Raw genomic sequence first — 22,281 nt, 5'->3', positions numbered from 1 at the left:
CACCGTGGAACGCCGCGCGCTCGCAGACGTGACACCGTGCAACTCAAACCCGACTTCAGGGCTTCCTAAGCTCCTCGCACACCTAGCGACCGGAGGTCCCGATGAGCACAGTGATTCGTGCCGCTCTCTTCCAGACAGCCTGGACGGGCGACAAGGAGTCCATGATCCAGGTACACGAGCAGGCGGTCCGCGACGCGGCCGCGCAGGGTGCTCAAGTCCTGTGCTTCCAGGAGCTGTTCTACGGACCGTACTTCTGCCAGGTCCAGGACAAGGCGTTCTACGAGTACGCCGAGGCGATCCCGGACGGCCCGATCGTCAAGCGCTTCCAGGCGCTGGCCAAGGAACACGGCATCGTCCTGGTCCTCCCGATGTACGAGGAGGAGCAGCCCGGCGTCCTCTACAACACGGCCGCCGTGATCGACGCGGACGGCTCCTACCTCGGCAAGTACCGCAAGCACCACATCCCCCAAGTACCGGGATTCTGGGAGAAGTTCTACTTCCGCCCCGGCAACAGCGGCTGGCCCATCTTCGACACCAAGGTCGGCAAGATCGGCGTCTACATCTGCTACGACCGGCACTTCCCGGAGGGCTGGCGCGCACTGGGCCTCGCGGGTGCCGAGATCGTCTTCAACCCGTCGGCGACCTCGCGCGGCCTGTCCGCCTACCTGTGGCAGCTGGAACAGCCCGCTGCCGCTGCCGCCAACGAGTACTTCGTCGGCGCCATCAACCGGGTCGGCGTCGAGGAGTTGGGCGACAACGACTTCTACGGCACGACCTACTTCGTCGACCCGGAAGCGCAGTTCGTCGGCGAGGTGGCCAGCGACAAGGAGACCGAACTGGTCGTCCGCGACCTGGACTTGGCGAAGCTGCGAGAGGTCCGCGACCGCTGGCAGTTCTACCGCGACCGCCGCCCGGATGCATACGGCCCGTTGACCGCACCGTAAGACAGGCAGGGCACCCGCGCCCCTGGGGAGCGCAGCTCCCTCAGGGGCGCGGGGCAGTGTCCATTAGCGGCTTCGCCGCGGGGCGCGCCCAGCCCCACAGACCCGCACCAGACCACAATCCAGCGGAGTCAAAACAATGAGCACCCGTACCGTAATCCGCGGCGGCCTAGTCATCACCGCGTCCGACGAACTCCACGCCGACGTCCTGATCGAGGACGGCCGCATCGCCGCCCTCGCCACCTCCGGCACCACCGTCGCCGAGGGCTGGACCGCCGAGCGGGTCATCGACGCCACCGGGAAGTACGTCATCCCGGGCGGTGTCGACGCCCACACCCACATGGAGATGCCGTTCGGCGGCACCAAGGCCGCCGACACCTTCGAGACCGGCACCCGGGCCGCCGCCTGGGGCGGTACGACGACCATCGTCGACTTCGCGATCCAGAGCGTCGGCGGAGCCCTCCGCGAGGGTCTCGACGCCTGGCACGCCAAGGCCGAGGGCAACTGCGCCATCGACTACGGCTTCCACATGATCGTCTCCGACGTCAACGAGGACACCCTCAAGGAGATGGACCTGCTGGTGGAGGAGGGCGTCACCTCCTTCAAGCAGTTCATGGCCTACCCGGGCGTCTTCTACAGCGACGACGGCCAGATCCTGCGCGCCATGCAACGCGCCGCCGACAACGGCGGGTTGATCATGATGCACGCCGAGAACGGCATCGCGATCGACGTCCTCGTCGAGCAGGCGCTCGCCCGCGGCGAGCGGGACCCCCGCTACCACGGCGAGGTCCGCAAGGCCCTCCTCGAAGCCGAGGCCACCCACCGCGCCATCAAGCTCGCGCAGGTCGCCGGAGCACCCCTCTACGTCGTGCACGTCTCCGCGATGGAGGCGGTCGCGGAGCTGGCCAAGGCGCGCGACGAGGGCCTCCCCGTCTTCGGCGAGACCTGTCCGCAGTACCTGTTCCTGTCGACTGACAACCTCGCCGAGCCCGACTTCGAGGGCGCGAAGTACGTGTGCAGCACGCCCCTTCGCCCCAAGGAGCACCAGGCCAAGCTCTGGCAGGGCCTGCGCACCAACGACCTCCAGGTCGTCTCCACCGACCACTGCCCCTTCTGCTTCGTGGGCCAGAAGGAGCTCGGCCGGGGCGACTTCTCGAAGATCCCCAACGGCATGCCGGGCGTCGAGAACCGCATGGACCTCCTCCACCAAGGCGTCGTCGACGGCCACATCAGCCGCCGCCGCTGGATCGAGATCGCCTGCGCCTCCCCGGCGCGGATGTTCGGCCTCTACCCCAAGAAGGGCACCATCGCCCCGGGCGCCGACGCCGACGTCGTCATCTACGACCCGCACGCCGAGCAGACCGTCTCCGCCGAGACCCACCACATGAACGTCGACTACTCGGCGTACGAGGGCAAGCGCCTCACCGGCCGCGTCGAGACCGTCCTCTCGCGCGGCGAACTCGTCATCACCGAGCGGGAGTACACCGGGCACGCGGGCCACGGCGTCTACACCCCGCGCTCCACCAGTCAGTACCTCAACTAGGAGTGGCGCCAATGGACTTCGGACTTGTCCTCCAGACCGACCCGCCCGCCTCGCGGGTCATCAGCCTGATGAAGCGCGCCGAGCGCAACGGCTTCACCTACGGCTGGACCTTCGACTCCGCCGTGCTGTGGCAGGAGCCGTTCGTGATCTACAGTCAGATCCTGGCCAACACCACGAAGTTGACGGTCGGCCCGATGGTCACCAACCCGGGCACCCGCACCTGGGAGGTCACCGCCTCCACCTTCGCCACCCTGAACGACATGTTCGGCAACCGCACGGTCTGTGGCATCGGCCGCGGCGACTCCGCGATGCGCGTCGCCGGCCGCGCCCCGAACACGCTGGCCCGGATCAGCGAGGCCATGAAGGTCATCAGGGCGCTCGGCTCCGGCCAGGAGGCGGACCTCGGCGGCACGGTCATCAAGTTCCCCTGGGCCAAGGAAGACGCCCAACTCCCGGTCTGGATGGCCGCGTACGGCCCCAAGGCCCTGAAGATGACCGGCGAGGAGGCCGACGGCTTCATCCTCCAGCTCTCGGACCTCTACCTCACCGAGTACATGGTGAAGGCGGTCAAGGACGCGGCCGTCGCCGCGGGCCGCGACCCGTCCGAGGTCAAGATCTGCGTCGCCGCCCCTGCCTACGTCACCGAGGACGACTCGCCCGAGGCGCTCGCCCACGCGCGCGACCAGTGCCGCTGGTTCGGCGGCATGGTCGGCAACCACGTCGCCGACCTCGTCTCCAAGTACGGCGAGCACTCCGCCGCCGTCCCCGAGGAACTCACGGACTACATCAAGGCCCGTGAGGGGTACGACTATTCGCATCACGGTCGCGCCGACAACCCCGACACGGCCTTCGTGCCCGACGAGATCGTCGACCGGTTCTGCATCATCGGATCGGCCGAGAAGCAGATCGAAAAGCTCAACGCCCTGCGCGAGTTGGGCGTCGACCAGTTCGCCGTCTACGACATGCACGACGCGCAGGAAGCGACGATCGACGCCTACGGGTCGAAGGTGATCCCGGCAGTCAACGGCTGATCCCCTCTAGGTACCGCTCAACTCCCCGTCCCCCCACTCCAGTTCTCCCCCTCCCCACCGTCCTGGGGAGGGGGGCCGGAGCCCCCGCACGGCCTTTCCGGATCCGCCCCTCGTTTGATTGGCCTGCCCATGACCGACACCGCTCCCACGGCCATACCGCCGACCGCTCAAGTCACCCTCGCCGACGGGCGGGTGGAGATCGCCCCGGGGTCCCCGCTGCCCAGCGGGCCGTACGCCAACGACGACCTGCTTCCGGTTCCTGTCGAGAAGCGCACCTGGACCACGTACAACTTCTCCGCACTCTGGGTCGGCATGGCCCACAACACGGCCTCCTGGACCCTCGCTTCCGGTCTCATCGCCGTCGGCATGGACTGGAAGCAGGCGGTGTTCACCATCGCCCTGGCCAACCTGATCGTGCTCGTGCCGATGCTGCTCACCGGGCACGCGGGACCGAAGTACGGCATCCCCTTCCCGGTCTTCGCGCGTGCCTCGTTCGGTGTGCGTGGCGCCAACCTCCCCGCCGTAGTAAGGGCGTTGGTGGCCTGTGGCTGGTTCGGCATCCAGACCTGGATCGGCGGTGAGGCGATCTACTTCCTCGCCGGCAAGCTGATCGGGGACAGCTGGGCCAACGCCTCGCACATCGGTGGGTACGCCTGGACGATGTGGCTGTCGTTCGCGCTGTTCTGGGTGCTCCAAGTGGCCATCATCTACCGGGGTATGGAGACGATCCGCCGCTTCGAGAACTGGGCGGCGCCCTTCGTGCTCGTCGGTGCGTTCGTGATGCTGTGGTGGATGAGCAGCAAGGCCGGCGGCTTCGGCCCGCTGCTCGACCAGCCGTCCAAGCTCGGTTGGGGCGGCAGCTTCTGGAAGCTGTTCTGGCCTTCGCTCATGGGCATGATCGGCTTCTGGTCCACGCTGTCGCTGAACATCCCGGACTTCACCCGCTACGGCAAGAGCCAGAAGGCCCAGACGTGGGGCCAGGCGCTCGGTCTGCCGACCACCATGACCCTGTTCGCGTTCCTGTCCGTGATGGTCACCTCCGGTTCGCAGGCGGTGTACGGCACGGCGATCTGGGACCCGGTGCAACTGGCCGCGAAGACCGACAACGTCGTAGGCCTGCTCTATGCGTTGGTGACCGTCCTGGTCGCGACCCTGTCCGTGAACATCGCGGCCAACCTGGTCTCGCCCGCCTTCGATTTCTCCAACATCGCGCCCCGGAAGATCAGTTTCCGCACCGGCGCCCTCGTGACCAGCGTCCTCGGCGTGCTGATCTTCCCCTGGAAGCTGTACTCCGACCCGCAGGGCTACATCTTCACCTGGCTCGGTCTGGTCGGCGGTCTGCTCGGCACGGTCGCCGGCATCCTCATCGCCGACTACTGGATCCTGCGCCGCGGCAAGCTCGACCTCACCGACCTGTACCGCGCGGGCGGCCGCTACTGGTACGACGGCGGCTGGAACTGGCGGGCCGTCGTCGCCTTCCTGGTGGGTGGCGTACTCGCCGTGGGCGGCGCCGACTTCCACCCGCTGATCGACGGCCGGCCCATCCCGGCACTGTCCTCGCTCGCCGACTACGGCTGGGCCGTGGGCCTGGGCACGTCGATGGTGCTCTACGTGGTGCTGACGCTGCTGACCGGGAAGGAGACGGAACCGGTGGCCGAAGCGGCGCCGTCGGAGACCGTCGAGGCGTAAGGACTCCGCGACTTGGGGGGCGGTCGAGGCTAGCTGGCCTTGCCGCCCTCCAGTGCGGTCACCGCCTCCTTGGCGGCCTTGATCGCACCCTTGTTGATGACGTCCGTACTGGGCGCCTTCTTGTTCTCGAAGTCGCTGCCGTTGTACGTGATGGTCACCAGCGCGTTGCCCGCGCGGACGACGACCGTGCCCTCACGCGTCTGCTGCTTGTCCTCCGTGGTGAGGTTCACGATGGAGTAGGCCTGGTCGCCGAGCCCGGGAACCGCGCCGCCGCCGCTCTTCTCCGTAGTCGTCTCGGTGTACGACTTCTGTGCCGCCGCGTCCGATTCCGTGATCTCGTACGACACGTCGAGCCAGCGGTAGTCGTACCCCTTGAGCGCGTTCCACGAGCAGGTGCGGCGCACCTTCGTGTCCGTCGACGGGATCTCCTTGCCTGCCGTCTTCGCCCCCGGCACCAGCGACTTGATCGTCGCCACCGCCACACTTCCGCACGGGGCGGGGGAGGTGGCGTACGCCTTGGCCACGGGCGCCGTCGACGGGGCCGAGGTCCCGGACGAGGAGCCGGCGTCGGGCGTCGACTTGTGATCGGCGGTCGTCGTCGCGGCGAACGGTCCGGACGTCAGGGCCCAGCCCATCGCGGCGAGCACGACGACCGGCGACAGACGCGCGGTGAGAGCGAGCGGCAGAGGAAGAGAACGCAAGTCGCACTTCTCGTGGGGGATGGTGCGGAGCGGGTCCGCACTGCGGACGGGGACGCCAGTGTCACATGACTGCCTGTGAGGCGGAAGTATGAACTCGCTCCGTGCCTGTGCGGTGACAGTGCCTCGCTGTCGACGGGCTGTGTGTCCCCTTATGTCCGCGCCTCATGCTTGAGCGGCGGGCACGCGCATCGTCGTCTCGATCCGTTCGACGGCCGCGAACGCCCCGTACGCGACGAGCCGCACCAGACTCGCGTCGCTGTGTCCCGGCTCGCGCCAGGCGGCCACGTCCTCCTCCGTGATCCGGTACGGCGCGAGCGCGGCCAGCACCGCCAGGCGCGCCGCGGGCCGCTCCCGACGGTTCGGGAAGCCGCGCAGGACGACCGGCGGATGCGATCCGTCCCAGGCCCACAGCGTCTCTCGTACGAGCGTCCGGTCGTCGGCGTCGAGCAGGTCGGCGCCCGCGTGTGCGGCCGTGCGCAGGGCGTCGTAGGCCGGGCCCACCGGGGTTCCGGCCGCCCAGTCCGGGCCGGGGCCCGGCGCGTCGAGCAGGGGGAGGGCCGCTCCCGGTACGGCGGTACGGCGCACGGTGCGGGCGACGGAGCGGCCGGCGAGGCTGCGTACGGCCCGGAACCGCTGGGCGTTGCCCGGCAGGAGCTGCTCGTTCAGCAGGGCCGACACGATGCGGTTGATGAAGTGGAAGGCGAGAGCGGTGCCCAGGTAGGCGGGCGCCTGTTCGCGCGGGAACGGGTACGGCGTGAGGGTCGCACCCGGGACGCGCGTCCGGCGCCCCCAGTCGAGCACGCGCGCGTGCTCCTCGTTCTCCGGTGTGCCGCCCCGGGCCAGGTGCTCGGCGAGGGCGTGGTCGCCGGTGGCGTGCAGCAGGACGGTGTGCGCGTCCGCGCAGAACGGGCACTTGTTGGCGAGCGAGACACCGAGGGCGGCCAGCTCCTTGCCGGTGCGGCTGCCGTTGCCCGCGATCAGTGACTCCCGCATCAACGCCCAGGCGGGCGCCAGGAGTTCGGATGCGGAGGACAGGACCACGAAGGTCGGAGGACGCTCGATCCCGAAGTCGACGGCGATCTGCTCGAAGACCTCGGCGGTACGGCCCGTGGCCGACTTCGGCGACGGTGGCCGGGTGTGACGGAAGGGTGTGGGCATGGCAGCAGCGTGCGCGGCCGGGGTGGTCCGGGTCGTCGTACGGGCGAAGGCAGTTGGGGCTACGACGGGGAGGTCCGGGGCGGCGCGCAGTACTACAGAGGGAGTAGTCCAGGAGTTGTCCACAGGGCTGACGCCCGGGTCGGCGTGGCGGTCTAGTGTGCGGACATGAGCGGGTATCCGGTCGATGTGACCCCACGCAGGCGGCTCGCCGACGCGTCCCTCGCGGCCGTGATCGGCGGCCTCGTCGTGACCGTCGCGGCCTTCGACGCGGACACCACCGCCGTCGACTTCGCGCTCGCAGCCCTCGCCTCGGCGGCCCTGGCCTTCTACCAGACGGCTCCGAGGTCGGTCCTCGCCGTGGCCACGGCGGCGGAGGCGGCCTACGTCCTGCACGCCCATCCGGGGCCGATCGCCGCTCTGCCCGTCCTCGCCGCCATGCACACGGCGGCCCGCGCGGGACACCGCGGTTGGGCGGCCGGGGCGGGCGCGGTGTTCCTGGCGGCGTACTTCGCGACCGGGCCGACGACCCAGCAGGTGGTCGAGCGGACCGCGCTCATCGCCGGCTGGTTCCTGTGCGCGGTGGTCACCGGCCTCGCCGACCGCAACTGGCAGGCGTATCTGCGCCAGACCGAACAGCGCGCCCTGGAGGCCGAACGTACCCGTGAGGAGGCCGCGTTGCGGCGGGCGGGCGAGGAACGCCTGCGTATAGCCCGGGAGTTGCACGACTCCCTCACCCACAGCATCTCGATCGTCAAGCTCCAGGCGGGAGTTGCCGTCCATCTCGCCCGCAAGCGCGGCGAGGAGGTGCCGCCCGCGCTGCTCGCCATCCAGGAGGCGGGCGGCGAGGCGATGCGCGAACTGCGGGCCACCCTGGAGATCCTGCGCACCACGGAGGAGCCCACCGGCACCCCCGCACTGCTCGTCGAGCGGGCCTGCGCGGCGGGCCTCGCCGTCGAACTCGCGGTGACCGGTGAGGAACGCCCCCTGGCGGCGACGGTCGACCGCGCGGTGTACCGCATCGTGCAGGAGGCCCTCACCAACGCCGCCCGGCACGCGGGACCGGCGAAGGTCAACGTCCAACTCGACTACGGCGACGGTGACTTGACGATACGGGTGGAGGACGACGGAGCGGCCGACCCCGGCTGCCCGCCGAAGCCGGGCATCGGCCTCACCGGCATGCGCGAGCGCGTCACGGCGTTGGGCGGCACCCTGCACACCGCCCCGCGCGCGGAGGGCGGCTTCGCGGTCCGGGCCGAACTGCCGCTGGGGGAAACGGGATGATCCGGGTCGCGGTCGTCGACGACCAGGCGCTGATGCGCGCGGGCTTCCGTGCCCTCCTCGACGCCGAGGACGGCATCGAGGTGGTGGGCGAGGCGGCGAACGGCGAACAGGGCGTGGCCCTCGTCCGCGCCCAACTCCCCGACATCGCGCTGATCGACGTACAGATGCCGGTAATGACGGGCATCGAGGCCACCCGCCGCATCGCCGCCGATCCGGCTCTCTCGGCGGTCAGAGTCGTCATCCTCACCAACTACGGCCTGGACGAGTATGTCTTCGAGGCGCTGCGCGCGGGCGCGAGCGGCTTCCTCCTCAAGGACACCGACCCGGCGGACCTGCTCCAGGCGATCGAGATCGTCGCCGGCGGCGAGGCGCTCCTCTCCCCGGCCGTCACCCGCACCCTCATCGGCGAGTTCGTCTCCCGGCCCCCGGACCGCTGCACACCCTCCGGCCTGGAACACCTCACCCGCCGCGAACGCGAGGTCACCGCGCTCGCCGCCCACGGCCTCACCAACGAGGAGATCGCCGCCCACATGGTCATCAGCCCGTTCACGGCGAAGACCCACATCAGCCGGGCGATGACGAAACTCGCGGCCCGGGACCGGGCCCAACTCGTCGTGTTCGCCTACGAGTCGGGGCTGGTGACGGCACGCGCACCGGAATCCCGTTGCGAGGAGGACGCGCCGGATCGCAACCTTGGGCGATGACCGAGACGACACGCGCGCAAGACCCCGCCGTCGGTGTCCGCGAGGAGATCCTCGCCTACTACGCCCGCGGCGAGGAGGACGGCCGCCTCAGACAGGGTTCCAACCGGCTGGAGTTCTGGCGCACCCAGGACGTCCTGCGGCGACTGCTGCCGACGGCTCCCGCGAAGGTGCTCGACGTCGGCGGGGGCAGCGGGATCCACGCCGAGTGGCTCGCCCGGGACGGGTACGAGGTCGAACTCGTCGACCCCGTACCGCTGCACGTGGAGCAGGCGAGCCGACTGCCGGGGGTCACCGCGCGGGCCGGGGACGCCAGGGCACTGCCGGACGAGGAGGCCTCGTACGACGTGGTGTTGATGCTCGGGCCGCTGTACCACCTGCCCGAACGGGCGGACCGCGTAAGGGCGTTGAGTGAGGCGTGCCGAGTGGTGCGGCCGGGCGGACTGGTGGTCGCGGCGACCATCAACCGGTTCGCGGGGCTGCACGACATGCTTCTGCGGGAGTGCTACTTCGACCCGAGCCAGCGGGCCAACACCGACGCGATCAGCACCCATGGGAGGAACGGCGGCGGGCCTTTCACGACCGCCTACTTCGCCCAACCGCACGAAACTCCCGAAGAGTTCGCGGAGACGGGCCTCACCGTCGAGGGCCAGTACGGCCTGGAAGGCGCCGCCTGGCTGATGGGCGGCATCGAGGACTGGCTGGACGACCCGGACCGCCGCGAGGCCGTCCTCGCGGCCGTCCGACGCACCGAGTCCGAGCCCACACTGCTCGGCACCAGCGGCCACCTGCTCACCGCGGGCAGGCGCAAGTCCTAGTGGGACGGGTGGTGTTGGGGGAGCGTTCGGCAGCCGGTACCCGCCGCGCAAGTCCGCCGTACCGCAGCCGTCCGTAGCGTGACGCCGTTCTCCTACTCGGCAATTGGAGCGGACATGGACAGCTCTCCCACGGGTGACAGAGGCCTCGACGACCAGGAGCGGCACGACTTGCATGCGGCGGGCTGCGACTGTCCCCGCACCGCGGACCTCGACGGTGACGGCATCGCCGCGTCGAGCCGCCGTACGTTCCTGCACCGGGCCGGTGCGCTCGGCGCGGGAACGGCCGCGGCCGGGCTGCTGGGCGCGATCCCCGCACACGCGGAAAGGCGCGGCGGTGATCCATATGGGCAGACAACGATGTCACCGGCGCCGCGCGGGAGTTGGGACCCGGATCCCGACAACCCCCGGTTCACCGTCGTCGTGATGCCCGACACGCAGTACATGTTCGACCAGGACCGCATCCACCCGGTGCCGATGGAGGCGTCGTTCCGCTACGTCCTCGATCCGGCGGGCCGCGCGGGCGGCAACGACGAGAACATCGTGTTCCTGGCCCACCTCGGTGACGTGACGCAGAACGGGCTCGCCGAGGAGTACGCGGCGGTCACCAAGGTGTTCGGCATGCTGGACCGTGCGGGCGCCTCGTACGGTGTGCTGGCCGGCAACCACGACGTCCGCGCCGACGACCAGCGCGGCCCCACCCCCTACCTGGACACCTTCAGCCCGGCGCGGGCCCGGAAGACGCCGGGCTACCACTCCTCCAGCCCCGACGGCTACAACACCGCGCACATCTTCCGTGCGGGCGGCCGTAGTTGGATGCTGCTGTCGCTGGACTGGCGCCTGTCGGCCAAGGGCTTCGCGTGGGCCAACGCGGTCATCGCCGCGAATCCGACGCTGCCGGTGATCGTCACCACGCACGAGATCGTCGGCTCGGACGAGGACGGCGCGGCCGAACTGTCCGACTACGGACGGCAGTTGTGGGACGGCCTGATCAAGGACAACGACCAGGTCTTCCTCACCCTCAACGGCCACTACTGGCCGCCCGGCAGCACGGTGCTGAAGAACAGTGCGGGGAACGACGTCCACCTGCACATCACCAACTACCAGGACCGCTACTACGGCGGCGCGGGCATGATCCGCTCCTACCGCTTCGACCTCGACCGGGGCATGATCGACGTCGCGACCTTCTCGCCGTGGATCCGCGAGCTGGCGGAGCAGGGCGAGTTGAATGCCCTCGCGGCGAAGGAACTCGAACTGACGTCGAAGGTCGATTACTTCTCGATGGCGATCGACTTCGAGAAGCGCTTCGCCGGGTTCGCGCCGGTCCCGCCACGCAAGTCCCGCCCTGCCCGACGGATGCTGCTGCCGGGCACCTTGGCCTACTGGCGGTTCGACGAGGGTGGTGGTACGGCCGGTGCCGACGTCGCCGCCGACACGGTCGTCAAGGACCAGACGGGCCACGGCAACGACCTCGTCCTGAAGACCGTCCCGGGCACCCCCGCACACGCGCTCACCTGGACCGCCGACCACCACCCGGACCAACCCGCCCACGCGGGGCTGGTGTTCGCGGGCCAGGGCAACCCGGTCGGTGGCGCGTACCTCCAGACCGTCGACCAGGCACCCCTCAACCGCGAGACCTTCGCCCACGGCTTCACCTTCGAGGTCTTCTTCAAGGTCCCCGCCGACTGGGACGGCGGCCGCAACGGCTGGTCCTCGATGCTCAGCCGCGCGGGCACGGCAGCCCAGGCGGGCAAGAACGGCCCCTCCGCCACCGCCGAGGAACCCGTCCTCACCATCAGTCTGTCCAGCTCCATCGAACTGCAGTGGAACGCCTATCCGCTCAACCAGAACGGCGCCACGACCGCCTGGAGCCACCTCCTCCAGCAGGAGGAGTGGTGGCACGTTGCCGTAGCCAACGACGGCCGGGTCAGCAAGCTCTACGTCAACGGCTGCGAGGAGGGCCGCAACCCCACGAGCACGGCCGTCGGCCTGACCACGCTCAACATGCCGTTCCTCCTTGGCGGTTACCAATGGGCGGGCGCGGTCAGCCAGGTATTCCACGGCACCATCGGCGACGTACGGATCACCGACCGGGCGCTGCGGCCGGGCCAGTTCATGAACGCCTAGGGTTCGTGGACACCCCGGTTGGTTAGATTTTCCGTATGTTCACCACCCGCCCCACCCTTCAGGGCACCTTCGGCATGGTGTCCTCCACCCACTGGCTGGCCTCGCAGTCGGCGATGGCCGTCCTGGAGGACGGCGGCAACGCGTACGACGCCGCCGTCGCCGGTGCCTTCGTGCTGCACGTCGTGGAGCCGCACCTCAACGGACCCGCCGGTGAGGTGCCCATCCTCCTCGCCCCGGCGGGCGGGGAGGTGCGGGTGCTGTGCGGACAGGGCGTCGCGCCCGCCGGAGCGACGATCGAGCACTACAGGGGGCTCGGTCTGGATCTCGTACCCGGTACGGGACCCCTCGCGGCGGCCGTCCCGGGCGCCTTCGACGCCTGGATGCTGCTCCTGCGCGATCACGGTACGAAGTCCCTGGCCGACGTCCTGAAGTACGCCATCGGGTACGCCGAGGACGGGCACGCGTGCGTGGACAACGTCGGGGCGACCGTCGAGGCCGTACGGAAGCTGTTCGAGACGGAGTGGACCTCGTCGGCGGACGTGTACCTGCCCGGCGGGAGGGCACCCCGCCCCGGCGAGCTGTTCCGCAACCCCGCCCTCGCCGCCACCTGGAAGCGACTCCTCGCCGAGGCCGCCGGGGCGGGGGACCGGGAGGCCCAGATCGAGGCGGCGCGGGAGGTGTGGCGGTCCGGGTTCATCGCCGAGGCCCTCGTACGGCAGTCCGCGCGGCCCACCATGGACACCAGCGGCGAGCGCCACACCGGCACCCTCACAGCCGCCGACCTGGCCTCCTGGTCCGCGTCCTACGAGGCCCCGGCGACGTACGACTGGAACGGCTGGACGCTCTGCAAGGCCGGCCCCTGGAGCCAGGGCCCGGCCTTCCTCCAGCAACTCGCCCTGCTCCCGCCCGAGTTGCCGTCCTACGGGTCCGCCGACTACGTCCATCTCCTGATCGAGGGTTGCAAGCTCGCGATGGCCGACCGGGAGGCCTGGTACGGGGACGCGGGCGAGGACGCCGTACCGCTGGGGGAGTTGTTGTCGGCGGACTACAACGCCGCGCGGCGGGAGCTGATCGGTGAGAAGGCGTCGTACGAGCTGCGGCCCGGCAGTCCCGGAGGGCGCGCGCCGCGACTGTGCGGGCACGCGCGCGTGGTGGCGCCCGAGGAGTCCGGCTTCGATCCGATGGGGGCGGGGGAGCCGACCGTCGCGCGGGTGAGCGCCGACGGCGGTACCCGTGGCGACACCTGCCACCTCGATGTCGTCGACCGCTGGGGCAACATGATCGCGGCCACGCCCAGCGGCGGCTGGCTGCAGTCCAACCCCGTGGTGCCCGAGCTGGGTTTCCCCCTCGGCACCCGGCTCCAGATGGCCTGGCTGGAGTCCGGCCTGCCCAACTCCCTTGCCCCGGGCCGTCGTCCGCGCACCACGCTCACCCCGTCGATCGCCCTGCGCGACGGAGTACCGGTCCTGGCGTTCGGCACGCCTGGTGGGGACCAGCAGGACCAGTGGCAGCTGCACTTCTTCCTGGCGGTCGCCACGCGCGCGAAGGTGCGCGGCGGACTCGACCTCCAGGGCGCCATCGACGCCCCGAACTGGCACAACGACAGCTTCCCCAGTTCCTTCTACCCGCGCGGCATGCGGCCCGGCAGCGTCACCGTCGAGGCCCCCATGGACGAGGCGGTGGTGGAGGAGCTGCGGCAGCGCGGACATGACGTAACCGTCGGGGACGCCTGGTCCGAGGGGCGGCTGTGCGCGGTCGCCCGGGATCCGGCGGCCGGGATCCTGTCGGCGGCGGCGAATCCGCGGGGCATGCAGGGGTATGCCGTGGGGCGCTGAGCCCCGGGAGGCTTGAGTCGATCTCAGGCGCCGGGTGTTCATGGTGATTCCACCCGGAGTGCACCGGGCGGGTGGGGATTGTCAGTGACGCGTGCTCTCATGGAGGCATGATCGAAGACACCGAAACCATCGACGAGTTTCTCGTACAGCACACGGCCGACGTCGAAGAAGCCGTCCGCCAGGCGGCGGCGACCGAGATCATGCCCCGCTTCCGGCAGCTCGCCGCGCACGAGGTCGACCAGAAGAGCGGCCCGCACGACCTGGTCACGGACGCCGACCGCGACGCCGAGCGGTATCTGACGAAGGTGCTCGGCGCCCTCCTGCCCGGCTCCGTCGTGGTCGGCGAGGAAGCGGTGCACGCCGACCCGGAGACGTACGAGGCGATACAGGGCGACGCCCCGGTCTGGATCGTCGACCCGGTCGACGGGACACGGCAGTTCGTGCGCGGCGAGACCGGCTTCTGCACGCTGATCGCGCTCGCCCGCCACGGGGAGCTGCTCGCCTCCTGGACGTACGCGCCCGCCCGCGACCAACTGGCCACGGCCGTAAGGGGCGGCGGCGCCTTCCTCGACGGCGTACGGTTGCGCTCCGGCGCCCCGGACCCCGCCCGGGACCTGGAAGTGGCCACCTCCCACCCGGACTACACGACGGACGCGCAGAAGCGCGCCCTGCTCGGCCTGTGGGCGGACGGTGTGCGCACGCGCCCGTGCGGCTCGGCCGGACTGGAGTATCTCGCCATCGCCCGGGGCGAGTTGGACGCCACTGCCTTCAGTTGGGAGGCGGCCTGGGATCATGCGGCGGGCCTGCTCCTCGTCGAGGAGGCGGGCGGCGCCCACCTCACCCTCACCGGAGAGCCGTTCCGCATCACGGGCGGCAACGCGCTGCCGTTCACGGCGGCCCGGGACGCGGCGACCGCGCAGCGCGTGATGGAGCTGCTGAGGGCCTCGTAGGATCACGGGTTCCGCTCACCTGGTGGGCTGGCCCCGGGATTGTCAGTCCTGCGGCATATCCTGACTTCGAGTTGCCACCGGCTGACGAAGGGGTCCGAAGGTGCCGTCGATGCTCGATGCGGTCGTGGTGGGTGCGGGGCCGAACGGACTGACGGCTGCCGTGGAGCTGGCCCGGCGCGGCTTCTCCGTGGCCGTGTTCGAGGCACGGGACACCGTGGGCGGAGGCGCCCGCACCGAGGAGCTCACCCTCCCCGGCTTCCGGCACGACCCCTGTGCGGCGGCACACCCGCTCGGGATCAACTCACCCGCGTTCCGCGCCCTGCCCCTGGAGCGCTACGGCCTGGAGTGGCTGCACGCCGAGCTGCCCATGGCGCACCCGTTCACCGACGGCACCGCGGCCGTGCTGTCGCGGTCGGTCGCGGAGACGGCCGCCTCGTTCGGACCGCGCGACGCGGGGACGTACCGCAGGCTGGTCGAGCCCTTCCTCCCCAAGTGGGACACCCTGGTCCGCGACTTCATGTCCCTGCCGCTCACCTCGCTGCCGCGCGACCCGGTCACCCTCGCCCGCTTCGGCCTGGCAGGCCTGCCCCCGTCGACGTGGCTGACCAGCCGCTTCCGGGACGAGCGCGCCAAGACCCTGTTCGCCGGACTGGTCGGCCATGTGATGGCTCCGCTCAACGGCTTCGCCACCGGCGCGATCGGCCTGGTCTTCGCCCTGGCGGCACACGCGCGTGGCTGGCCGGTGGCCCGCGGCGGCTCCCAGTCCATCTCGGACGCCCTCGCCGCCTACCTCAAGGACCTCGGCGGCGAGATCCACACCGACTACGAGGTCAAGCGCCTCGACGACCTCCCCCCGGCCCGCGCCTACGTCTTCGACACCTCACCCACCGCCCTGGCGAAGATCGCGGGCTTCGGCAACTACTACGAGAACTACCGCTACGGCCCCGGCGTCTTCAAGATCGACTACGCCCTGGACGGCCCGGTGCCCTGGACCGCCAAGGAGGCGCGCACGGCCGGTACCGTGCAGATCGGCGCCGACAGCACGGAGATCGGCAACGCCCTGCGCGCCGCGTCCCGCGAGAACCGCGCCCCCGAGCGGCCGTTCATGATCACCGTGCAGCCCAGCATCGTGGACCCCACCCGGGCCCCGGCCGGCAAACAGGTCTTCTGGGCCTACGGCCATGTCCCCAGCGGCTGGACGGGCGACCTCACGGACGCCCTCGAACGCCAACTGGAGCGCTTCGCACCGGGTTTCCGCGACCGCGTCCTCGCCCGAGCGACTGCGGGCCCACCGGAACTGGCCGCCCGCAACGCCAACTACGTAGGCGGCGACATCGGCACCGGCGCGGTCTCCGGACTCCAGATCCTGCTCCGCCCGAAGCTTTCCCTCTCTCCCTACGGCACCCCGCACCCCGCCGTCTTCATCTGCTCCTCGGCCACCCCGCCCGGCCCCGGAGTGCACGGCATGTCAGGACACAACGCGGCGAAGGCCGTCTGGCGACGGCTGCGGCAGTCATGACCACCATCACCCTCGTCCGGGGCGACATCACCCGCCAGACCGCCGACGCGATCGTCAACGCGGCCAACTCCTCCCTCCTGGGCGGCGGAGGAGTCGATGGCGCGATCCACCGCCGGGGCGGCCCCGCGATCCTGGCGGACTGCCGCAGGCTCCGCGCCTCGCACTACGGCAAGGGCCTGGCGACGGGCAAGGCGGTCGCGACGACTGCGGGCGAACTGGACGCCCAGTGGGTGATCCACACGGTAGGACCCGTCTACTCCCGCGAGGAGGACCGCTCGGAGCAACTCGCCTCCTGCTACCGGGAGTCGCTGCGGGTCGCCGATGAACTCGGTGCCCGTACGGTCGCGTTCCCCGCCGTGTCCGCCGGTATCTACGGCTGGCCGATGGACGACGCCGCGCGCATCGCCGTAGAAACCGTGCGGGCGGCGGAGACATCGGTCGAGGAGGTCACGTTCGTGCTCTTCGACGAGGCGGCGTACGAGGCGTTCGGGCGGCAGGTCCGCTGATCGATGGCCGTAGGCCGTCTGTCGGTGGGGGGATCTCACGCATCGATCACGACGTCCTCCAGCGGTTTCGAGCAGCAGAGCAGGATCTTGTTCTGGGTGATCTCGCGTGGCCGGATGCCCCCGTTGTGCTGCATGTCGACGGAGCCGGAGAGCAGGGTCGCCTTGCACGTGCCGCACATGCCCTGAGCGCACGAGGCCGGGAGGCTGAGGCCGGCTCGGGACGCGGCGGCGAGGAGCGAGGTGTCGGGGTCGCAGTCGAGGGTGCGTCCGCTGCGCGTGAACTCGACCTTGAAACCGGCATCCGTGGCGGTGGTCGGCGAGGCCTCGGCCTGCGTGGCCGGTGTCTCGAAGGTGAAGCTCTCCTCGTGGTAGCGGTCCATGTCGAGGCCGGCGTCCGCCAGCATGTGCCGTACGGCGGCCATGTAGGGGGCGGGACCGCAGGTGAAGACCTCCCGTTCGTGGAAGTCCGGCGCGACCTGCCGGAGCGTCTCGATCGTCAGCCGGCCGCGGTAGCCGCCCCAGGGGGCGTAGGGGCGGTCCTCCTCGCAGATGTGGACCACCCGGATGTTGGGCGCGGTCGCGGCGATGAGGTCGAGTTCGTGGCGGAAGACGATGTCCGCCGGGGTGCGTGCGCTGTGCACGAACACCACGTCGGCCGGGTCGGCAAGGTCGTACAGCGTCCTGGTCATCGACATCGACGGCGTCACGCCGACGCCCCCGGACAGGAAGAGGTACTTGGGCGCCGGATGCCGGGCCGTGCTGAACTCGCCCAGCGGTCCGTGCGCCCGCACGGTGTCGCCGGGCCGCAGGTGGTCGTGCAGCCAGTTCGACACGAGTCCGCCCGGGATGCGCTTCACCGTGATCGAGAGCAGGAAGGGGCGGGTGGGCGAGGAGGAGATGGTGTAGCAGCGCTGGACCGGTCGGCCGTCGATGTCGAGGGTCAGCGTCAGGAACTGGCCCGGGTCGTGCCGGAACAGCCGGGGTTCGGCGTACTCGAACACGAACGTGGACACGTCGTGCGTGAGCGGGTGCACCTGGCGGCACACCAGCAGCTCTTCGGTCTCGCTCATGGCCGGCGCTCCAGGTGTGCCTTGAGCCTGGTCACGTACCAGTTGACGAACGCCTCGACCTGCTCCTCCGTCGGGCCGTACGGGCCCGGCAGGTAGGCAGGGCTGCTGATGCCCTGGTGGGCGCGGGCCACCAGCACCGCGTCCTGGTCGTTCGTGGCCTGCCACACCTTCGTCATCGTGTCGAGGTCGTAGTCGATCCCCTCCACGGCGTCGGCGTGCACGAGCCAGGTGGTGCGGACGAGGGTGCGGTCCGGGCCGAGCGGGATAGTGGAGAACGTGATCGCGTGGTCGGCCATGAAATGGAACCAGGAGTTGGGCTGGAGGTGCATGGACAGTCGGCCCAGGCGTGCCGTGGGGAAGTCCGCCAGCAGGCGTTTGCATGCGGCCGTGCCGTCGGGGGTGTAGGACTCCCCGGCCAGGTCGAGAGGTTCGCGCTGGATACGGAAACCGGTGGGGCGGGTGTCCAGTTCCTCGATCTCGGCGTAGGGCAGACCCAGGGAGTCGTAGGTTTTACGGGCCTCGGCGTCGGCCCGCTGGAAGCGCTCGTAGGCGGGGCGCAGCGCGGGCGGGATGTCCTTCTCCTGGTAGCCGTAGATCGGGAAGTAGCAGGCCTGGAGTTCGGGGTGGCCCACGCAGTGGTAGCACTCCCGGTTGTTCTCCATGGTCAGCTTCCAGTTGCCGTTCTCGACCAGGTCGATCTGCGTGGCGACCTTCGCTTTGGCGAGGTTGTGCGGGGCGAGGTACGGCTCGATGCGGGCGGCGACCTCGTCGAAGTCGGCGGGCGGTTCGTCGGCCAGGCAGATGAAGACCAGCCCGGCCACCGTGCGTGCGTGCACGGTGCGCAGCCCGAAGCACGACGGGTCGAAGCCGGGTGCCTGGGACTCGGCGTGCAGCAGTTTGCCGTCCACGCCGTACGTCCAACGGTGGTATCCGCAGACGATGTTGCCCACCGAGCCGCGCTCCTCGTTGAGGACGCGCGCGCCGCGGTGGCGGCAGACGTTGTGGAAGGCCCGTACGTCCTCCTCGTCGTCGCGCACGACGATGACCGAGTACGACCCGATGTCGACCGTCACGTAGTCGCCGGGCTCGGGAAGCTCCGCCTCGGCGGCGACGAACAGCCAACTCCGGGCGAAGACGGCCTCGATGTCGAGGTCGAAGAACTCCTGGCCCACGTAGAACGGGGCTTCGAGGCTCTGACCTGAGGGACGTCGGGCAACGAGGTCGTCGACGTCGGGGGTCGCTTGTTTCATCTCATCTCTCCGGTACGACTGGGGAGTTGACCTGCGGACGGGGTGACGCTCAGACCGGCAGACACAGCCGCAGCCCGTCATAGACCGCGGCGTGCACGGTGCGGGCGGCCACGGCGTCGCCGATGCGGAACAGCTGGTAGCGGCCCGCCTCGTTGCGGACCACCGACTGCTGTTCGTAGGCCAGCAGGGCGCGGTGGTCGACCTCGCCGAGGTTGGTCGAGCCGGGGAGGAGTTCGACGTACAACTCGTCGTTCGGCAGGGTTCCGTGCTCCACGATCACGTGGTCCACGGTCCGCTCGGTCTCCGTCTCGGTGTACTCGCTGTAGAGGGTCGCGGCGAGCCGTCCGTCCCCGGCCCGGCGCACGGAGCGCAACCGCCGGGCGAGCGTGGTGGTGACGTCGTGCTTCGTGAACGCCCTTAGATAAGCAGGGGAGTTCATGCTGCCGACGTCGGGGGCGAGCGTGCGCTCCGGGGTGACGTACTCGATCCGGACGCCGGGCGACGCGGTGAGGACCTCCACGGCGTCCATCGCCGGGTAGCCGCCGTGGTCGTCGTAGACCAGGATCTCGCCCCGCGGTCGGCGCAGCGAGCCCGTCATCACGTCCCAGGTGTCGGAGACCAGGTCCTCGCCGGCGGTGAGGAAGCTGCGGTTGGGCAGGCCTCCGGTGGCGACGATCACGAGGTCGGGGTGTTCGGCGAGGACGTCGGCGGCCTCGGCGTACGTGCCCAGGCGCAGGTCGACGCCGAGGTGTTTGCACTCGGCGAGGCGCCAGTCGACGATCTGGATCAGGTCGCCCCGGCGCGGGTTCGACGCGGCGAGCCTGATCTGCCCGCCGGGCCGGTCGCCCGCTTCGAACAGGACGACGTCATGGCCTCGTTCACCGAGCACGCGCGCCGCTTCCAGACCGGCCGGGCCCCCTCCGACGACAACTGCCTTCCTGCGGCGGCCGATTGTGGGGGAGATCAGGTGCGGTACCTGGAGTTCGCGGCCGACGGCCGGGTTGTGGATGCACTTGGTGTCGCCGGAGTCGTAGATCGCGTCCAGGCAGTAACTCGCCCCGACGCAGGGCCGGATGCGGTCCTCCTGGCCGGACTTCACCTTGGCGACCAGGTGCGGATCGGCGATCTGCGCGCGGGTCATGCCGACCAGGTCGAGCAGTCCCTCGCGCAGGGCGTGCCGCGCGGTGGCGACGTCGGCGATGCGTGCCGCGTGCATCACGGGGACGGAGAGGCGTCGCTTGATCTCGCCGGTGAAGTCCAGGTACGGCCCGAGGGGGGTGCCGATGGACGGGATGGCCTTCGCCAGGGACGCGTCGCTCTCGATGGAGCCGTGGATGACGCTGAGGAAGTCGATGCCGTCGGCGGCGTACTGCTCGGCGGCGGTGAGTGCCTCGTCACAAGTGAGGCCGCCGGGGCGCGCCTCGTCGAGCGACATCCGGATGCCGACGACGAAGTCCGGGCCGACGGCTTCGCGGACGGCACGGATCACCCGGCGCGGGAACGCCATGCGGTTCTCCAGGCTGCCGCCCCACTCGTCGTCGCGGTGGTTGGTCGCGGGGGACAGGAAACTGTCCAACAGGTGGCCGTACGCCTCCAGTTCGATGCCGTCGAGGCCGCCCTCCTTGCAACGGACCGCCGCAGCCGCGTAGTCGGCGACGATCCGGTCCAGGTCCCAGGACTCGGCGGCCTTCGGGAAGGCGCGGTGCGCGGGTTCGCGCAGCGCCGAGGCGGACACCACCGGGAGCCAGTCGCCGGTGAAGTTGCTGGTACGGCGGCCCAGATGGGTGACCTGGCACATCACCGCGGCCCCGGCCTCGTGCACCTCGTCGGCGAGCCGGCGCAGCCACGGCACGATGTCGTCGCGGTACAGGAGCAGGTTGCCGAACGCCGGCGGGCTGTCGGGCGAGACCACCGCCGAGCCGCCGATCATCGTGAGGCCGACCCCGCCCCGCGCCTTCTCCACGTGGTAGGCCCGGTAGCGGTCCTTGGGCAGGCCGTCCTCGCCGAACGCCGGTTCGTGGGAGGTGCTGACCACACGGTTGCGCAGGGTGAGGTGCTTCAGCCGGAAGGGCTGGAGCAGGGGATCCAGGACGGGCGAGGGCACAGCGGCGAGTGAGGGCACAGCAGCTCCTCAGGAAAGCTCCGAGCGGATGGTTTCGCTATGCGAAACAGCTCCGCGATACGAAACAAATGGTGGAGCTGGAAATCCCCAGCCGTCAAGAGCCCGCCGTGTTAACTCGCCGTGCGCGCAGCGCTCATCCGCGTTTCACGTGGCCCCGGCGCCAGGAGATCTTCGCGGCGGCGGCCAGCACCTGTTCCGCGAGACCGGGAACGGTGTCCTCGTTGATACGGAAGGTCGGCCCCGACAGCGTCACGGCCGCGATGACCTTGCCGTCCAGGGCGCGGATCGGCGCGGCGATGACGGCCAGCCCGATCTCGTGCTCCTCGCTGGTCGTGGCGTAACCCCGCTCGCGGATCGTCTCCAGTGCCGCGGCGAAGGGCGCCGGGTCGACGAGGGTGTGCGGGGTGTACTTCTCCACCCCGCGCGCGAGGATCTCCGCGACCTGGTCGGGGGACATGTGCGCCATGAAGAGCTTGCCGGCTCCGGTGGCGTGCATCGGGGTGCGCCTGCCGACCCAGTCGATGCTCGTGATCGCCGCCGCGCCGATCGCCTGGTCGATGCTGATCACGTCGTGCCCGTCATGGATCGCCACGTTCACGGTGTCACCGACGGCCGCGGCCAGTTCCTGGCAGACGGGACGGCTCAGCAGGGACAGATCGTTCACCTTGCTCGCCCCGGCCGCGAGTTCGACCATCGTGTACCCGATGCGGTACCGCCCGCGCTCGGTGTCCTGCTCGACCAGACCCCGTGACTCCAGGGTCGCCAGCAGCCGGAACACGGTCGACTTGTGGACACCCAACTCCTCGGCGATCTCGGTCACGCCGCTGGGCCCCCGCGTGGCCAGCACCTGAAGGATCGACACCGCCCGGTCGACGGACTGCACCGAGTGATCGCGCGGACGGCTTCCGTTGCTGGTCATGGCGGAAGGGTAATCGAGGGGACGGCACAGCCCGCGAGCCTCTGGGCCGACCACAAAGGGGGGTGGCGCCACGACGGCGAACTCACCGCGAGCGGTCCGCAGCGGGTACGCGCGAGCGCCGGG

General features: G+C 70.3%; 18 protein-coding genes. 12 read left to right on the top strand and 6 right to left on the bottom strand.

Features of this window, described 5'->3' with window-relative positions:
• Positions 1-101: 101 nt before the first annotated feature.
• The 4 genes from AB0I69_RS09700 (at position 102) to AB0I69_RS09685 (ending at position 5,204) form a co-directional block, all read left to right on the top strand.
• Complete coding sequence (locus AB0I69_RS09700; protein WP_329260767.1) at positions 102-944, top strand: nitrilase-related carbon-nitrogen hydrolase; 843 nt, start codon at positions 102-104, stop codon at positions 942-944.
• A gap of 136 nt (positions 945-1,080) precedes the next feature.
• Positions 1,081-2,484, top strand: a complete 1,404-nt coding sequence (hydA, locus tag AB0I69_RS09695) for a dihydropyrimidinase (RefSeq protein ID WP_363095064.1) — start codon at positions 1,081-1,083, stop codon at positions 2,482-2,484.
• An 11-nt stretch (positions 2,485-2,495) separates the two neighbouring features.
• Positions 2,496-3,515: a TIGR03842 family LLM class F420-dependent oxidoreductase gene (locus AB0I69_RS09690; protein ID WP_317885526.1), complete on the top strand. Its 1,020-nt coding sequence runs from the start codon at positions 2,496-2,498 to the stop codon at positions 3,513-3,515.
• Between the two features lie 129 nt (positions 3,516-3,644).
• Positions 3,645-5,204, top strand: a complete 1,560-nt coding sequence (locus AB0I69_RS09685) for an NCS1 family nucleobase:cation symporter-1 (protein ID WP_363095063.1) — start codon at positions 3,645-3,647, stop codon at positions 5,202-5,204.
• A gap of 29 nt (positions 5,205-5,233) precedes the next feature.
• Here AB0I69_RS09685 and AB0I69_RS09680 read toward each other — a convergent pair whose 3' ends face one another.
• Both AB0I69_RS09680 and AB0I69_RS09675 read right to left on the bottom strand, forming a co-directional pair.
• Positions 5,234-5,905, bottom strand: a complete 672-nt coding sequence (locus tag AB0I69_RS09680) for a hypothetical protein (protein ID WP_363095062.1) — start codon at positions 5,903-5,905, stop codon at positions 5,234-5,236.
• A 162-nt stretch (positions 5,906-6,067) separates the two neighbouring features.
• Positions 6,068-7,063, bottom strand: a complete 996-nt coding sequence (locus tag AB0I69_RS09675; RefSeq protein ID WP_363095061.1) for a carboxymuconolactone decarboxylase family protein — start codon at positions 7,061-7,063, stop codon at positions 6,068-6,070.
• Positions 7,064-7,228: 165 nt separating this feature from the next.
• Here AB0I69_RS09675 and AB0I69_RS09670 point away from each other — a divergent pair, with 165 nt between their 5' ends.
• From AB0I69_RS09670 to AB0I69_RS09635, 8 genes are all read left to right on the top strand, one after another.
• Entirely contained in the window at positions 7,229-8,344 is a 1,116-nt protein-coding gene (locus AB0I69_RS09670) for a sensor histidine kinase (RefSeq protein WP_363095060.1), read from the top strand.
• On the top strand, positions 8,341-9,048 hold the full coding sequence (locus tag AB0I69_RS09665) for a response regulator transcription factor (RefSeq protein WP_363095059.1): 708 nt from the start codon (positions 8,341-8,343) through the stop codon (positions 9,046-9,048). Before AB0I69_RS09670 ends, AB0I69_RS09665 begins: the two co-directional genes overlap by 4 nt.
• Positions 9,045-9,863 carry a class I SAM-dependent methyltransferase gene (locus AB0I69_RS09660; protein ID WP_363095058.1) on the top strand — a complete coding sequence of 273 codons (819 nt, stop codon included), beginning with the start codon at positions 9,045-9,047 and terminating at the stop codon, positions 9,861-9,863. The genes AB0I69_RS09665 and AB0I69_RS09660 overlap by 4 nt, the downstream gene beginning before the upstream one ends.
• A gap of 114 nt (positions 9,864-9,977) precedes the next feature.
• Entirely contained in the window at positions 9,978-11,987 is a 2,010-nt protein-coding gene (locus AB0I69_RS09655; RefSeq protein WP_363095057.1) for a LamG-like jellyroll fold domain-containing protein, read from the top strand.
• 35 nt (positions 11,988-12,022) lie between these two features.
• Positions 12,023-13,822 carry a gamma-glutamyltransferase gene (locus tag AB0I69_RS09650; RefSeq protein WP_363095056.1) on the top strand — a complete coding sequence of 600 codons (1,800 nt, stop codon included), beginning with the start codon at positions 12,023-12,025 and terminating at the stop codon, positions 13,820-13,822.
• Between the two features lie 107 nt (positions 13,823-13,929).
• Positions 13,930-14,772, top strand: a complete 843-nt coding sequence (locus AB0I69_RS09645; RefSeq protein ID WP_363095055.1) for an inositol monophosphatase family protein — start codon at positions 13,930-13,932, stop codon at positions 14,770-14,772.
• 109 nt (positions 14,773-14,881) lie between these two features.
• Positions 14,882-16,291 carry an NAD(P)/FAD-dependent oxidoreductase gene (locus AB0I69_RS09640; RefSeq protein ID WP_363095054.1) on the top strand — a complete coding sequence of 470 codons (1,410 nt, stop codon included), beginning with the start codon at positions 14,882-14,884 and terminating at the stop codon, positions 16,289-16,291.
• Positions 16,288-16,797, top strand: a complete 510-nt coding sequence (locus AB0I69_RS09635) for an O-acetyl-ADP-ribose deacetylase (RefSeq protein ID WP_363095053.1) — start codon at positions 16,288-16,290, stop codon at positions 16,795-16,797. Before AB0I69_RS09640 ends, AB0I69_RS09635 begins: the two co-directional genes overlap by 4 nt.
• Positions 16,798-16,832: 35 nt before the next feature.
• Here AB0I69_RS09635 and AB0I69_RS09630 read toward each other — a convergent pair whose 3' ends face one another.
• From AB0I69_RS09630 to AB0I69_RS09615, 4 genes are all read right to left on the bottom strand, one after another.
• Positions 16,833-17,867 carry a hybrid-cluster NAD(P)-dependent oxidoreductase gene (locus AB0I69_RS09630; RefSeq protein WP_363095052.1) on the bottom strand — a complete coding sequence of 345 codons (1,035 nt, stop codon included), beginning with the start codon at positions 17,865-17,867 and terminating at the stop codon, positions 16,833-16,835.
• Positions 17,864-19,117, bottom strand: a complete 1,254-nt coding sequence (locus tag AB0I69_RS09625; protein WP_363095051.1) for an aromatic ring-hydroxylating dioxygenase subunit alpha — start codon at positions 19,115-19,117, stop codon at positions 17,864-17,866. The genes AB0I69_RS09630 and AB0I69_RS09625 overlap by 4 nt, the downstream gene beginning before the upstream one ends.
• 49 nt (positions 19,118-19,166) lie before the next feature.
• Positions 19,167-21,239 (bottom strand): FAD-dependent oxidoreductase, encoded by a 2,073-nt coding sequence (locus AB0I69_RS09620; RefSeq protein ID WP_363095050.1) that lies wholly within the window; start codon positions 21,237-21,239, stop codon positions 19,167-19,169.
• A gap of 133 nt (positions 21,240-21,372) precedes the next feature.
• Positions 21,373-22,158 (bottom strand): IclR family transcriptional regulator, encoded by a 786-nt coding sequence (locus AB0I69_RS09615; RefSeq protein WP_363095049.1) that lies wholly within the window; start codon positions 22,156-22,158, stop codon positions 21,373-21,375.
• Positions 22,159-22,281 lie beyond the last annotated feature (123 nt).

This window comes from Streptomyces sp. NPDC050508, assembly GCF_040655155.1.
In the GTDB taxonomy this organism is placed as follows: Bacteria; Actinomycetota; Actinomycetes; order Streptomycetales; family Streptomycetaceae; genus Streptomyces.
This window is presented reverse-complemented; position numbering and strand designations above follow the sequence as displayed.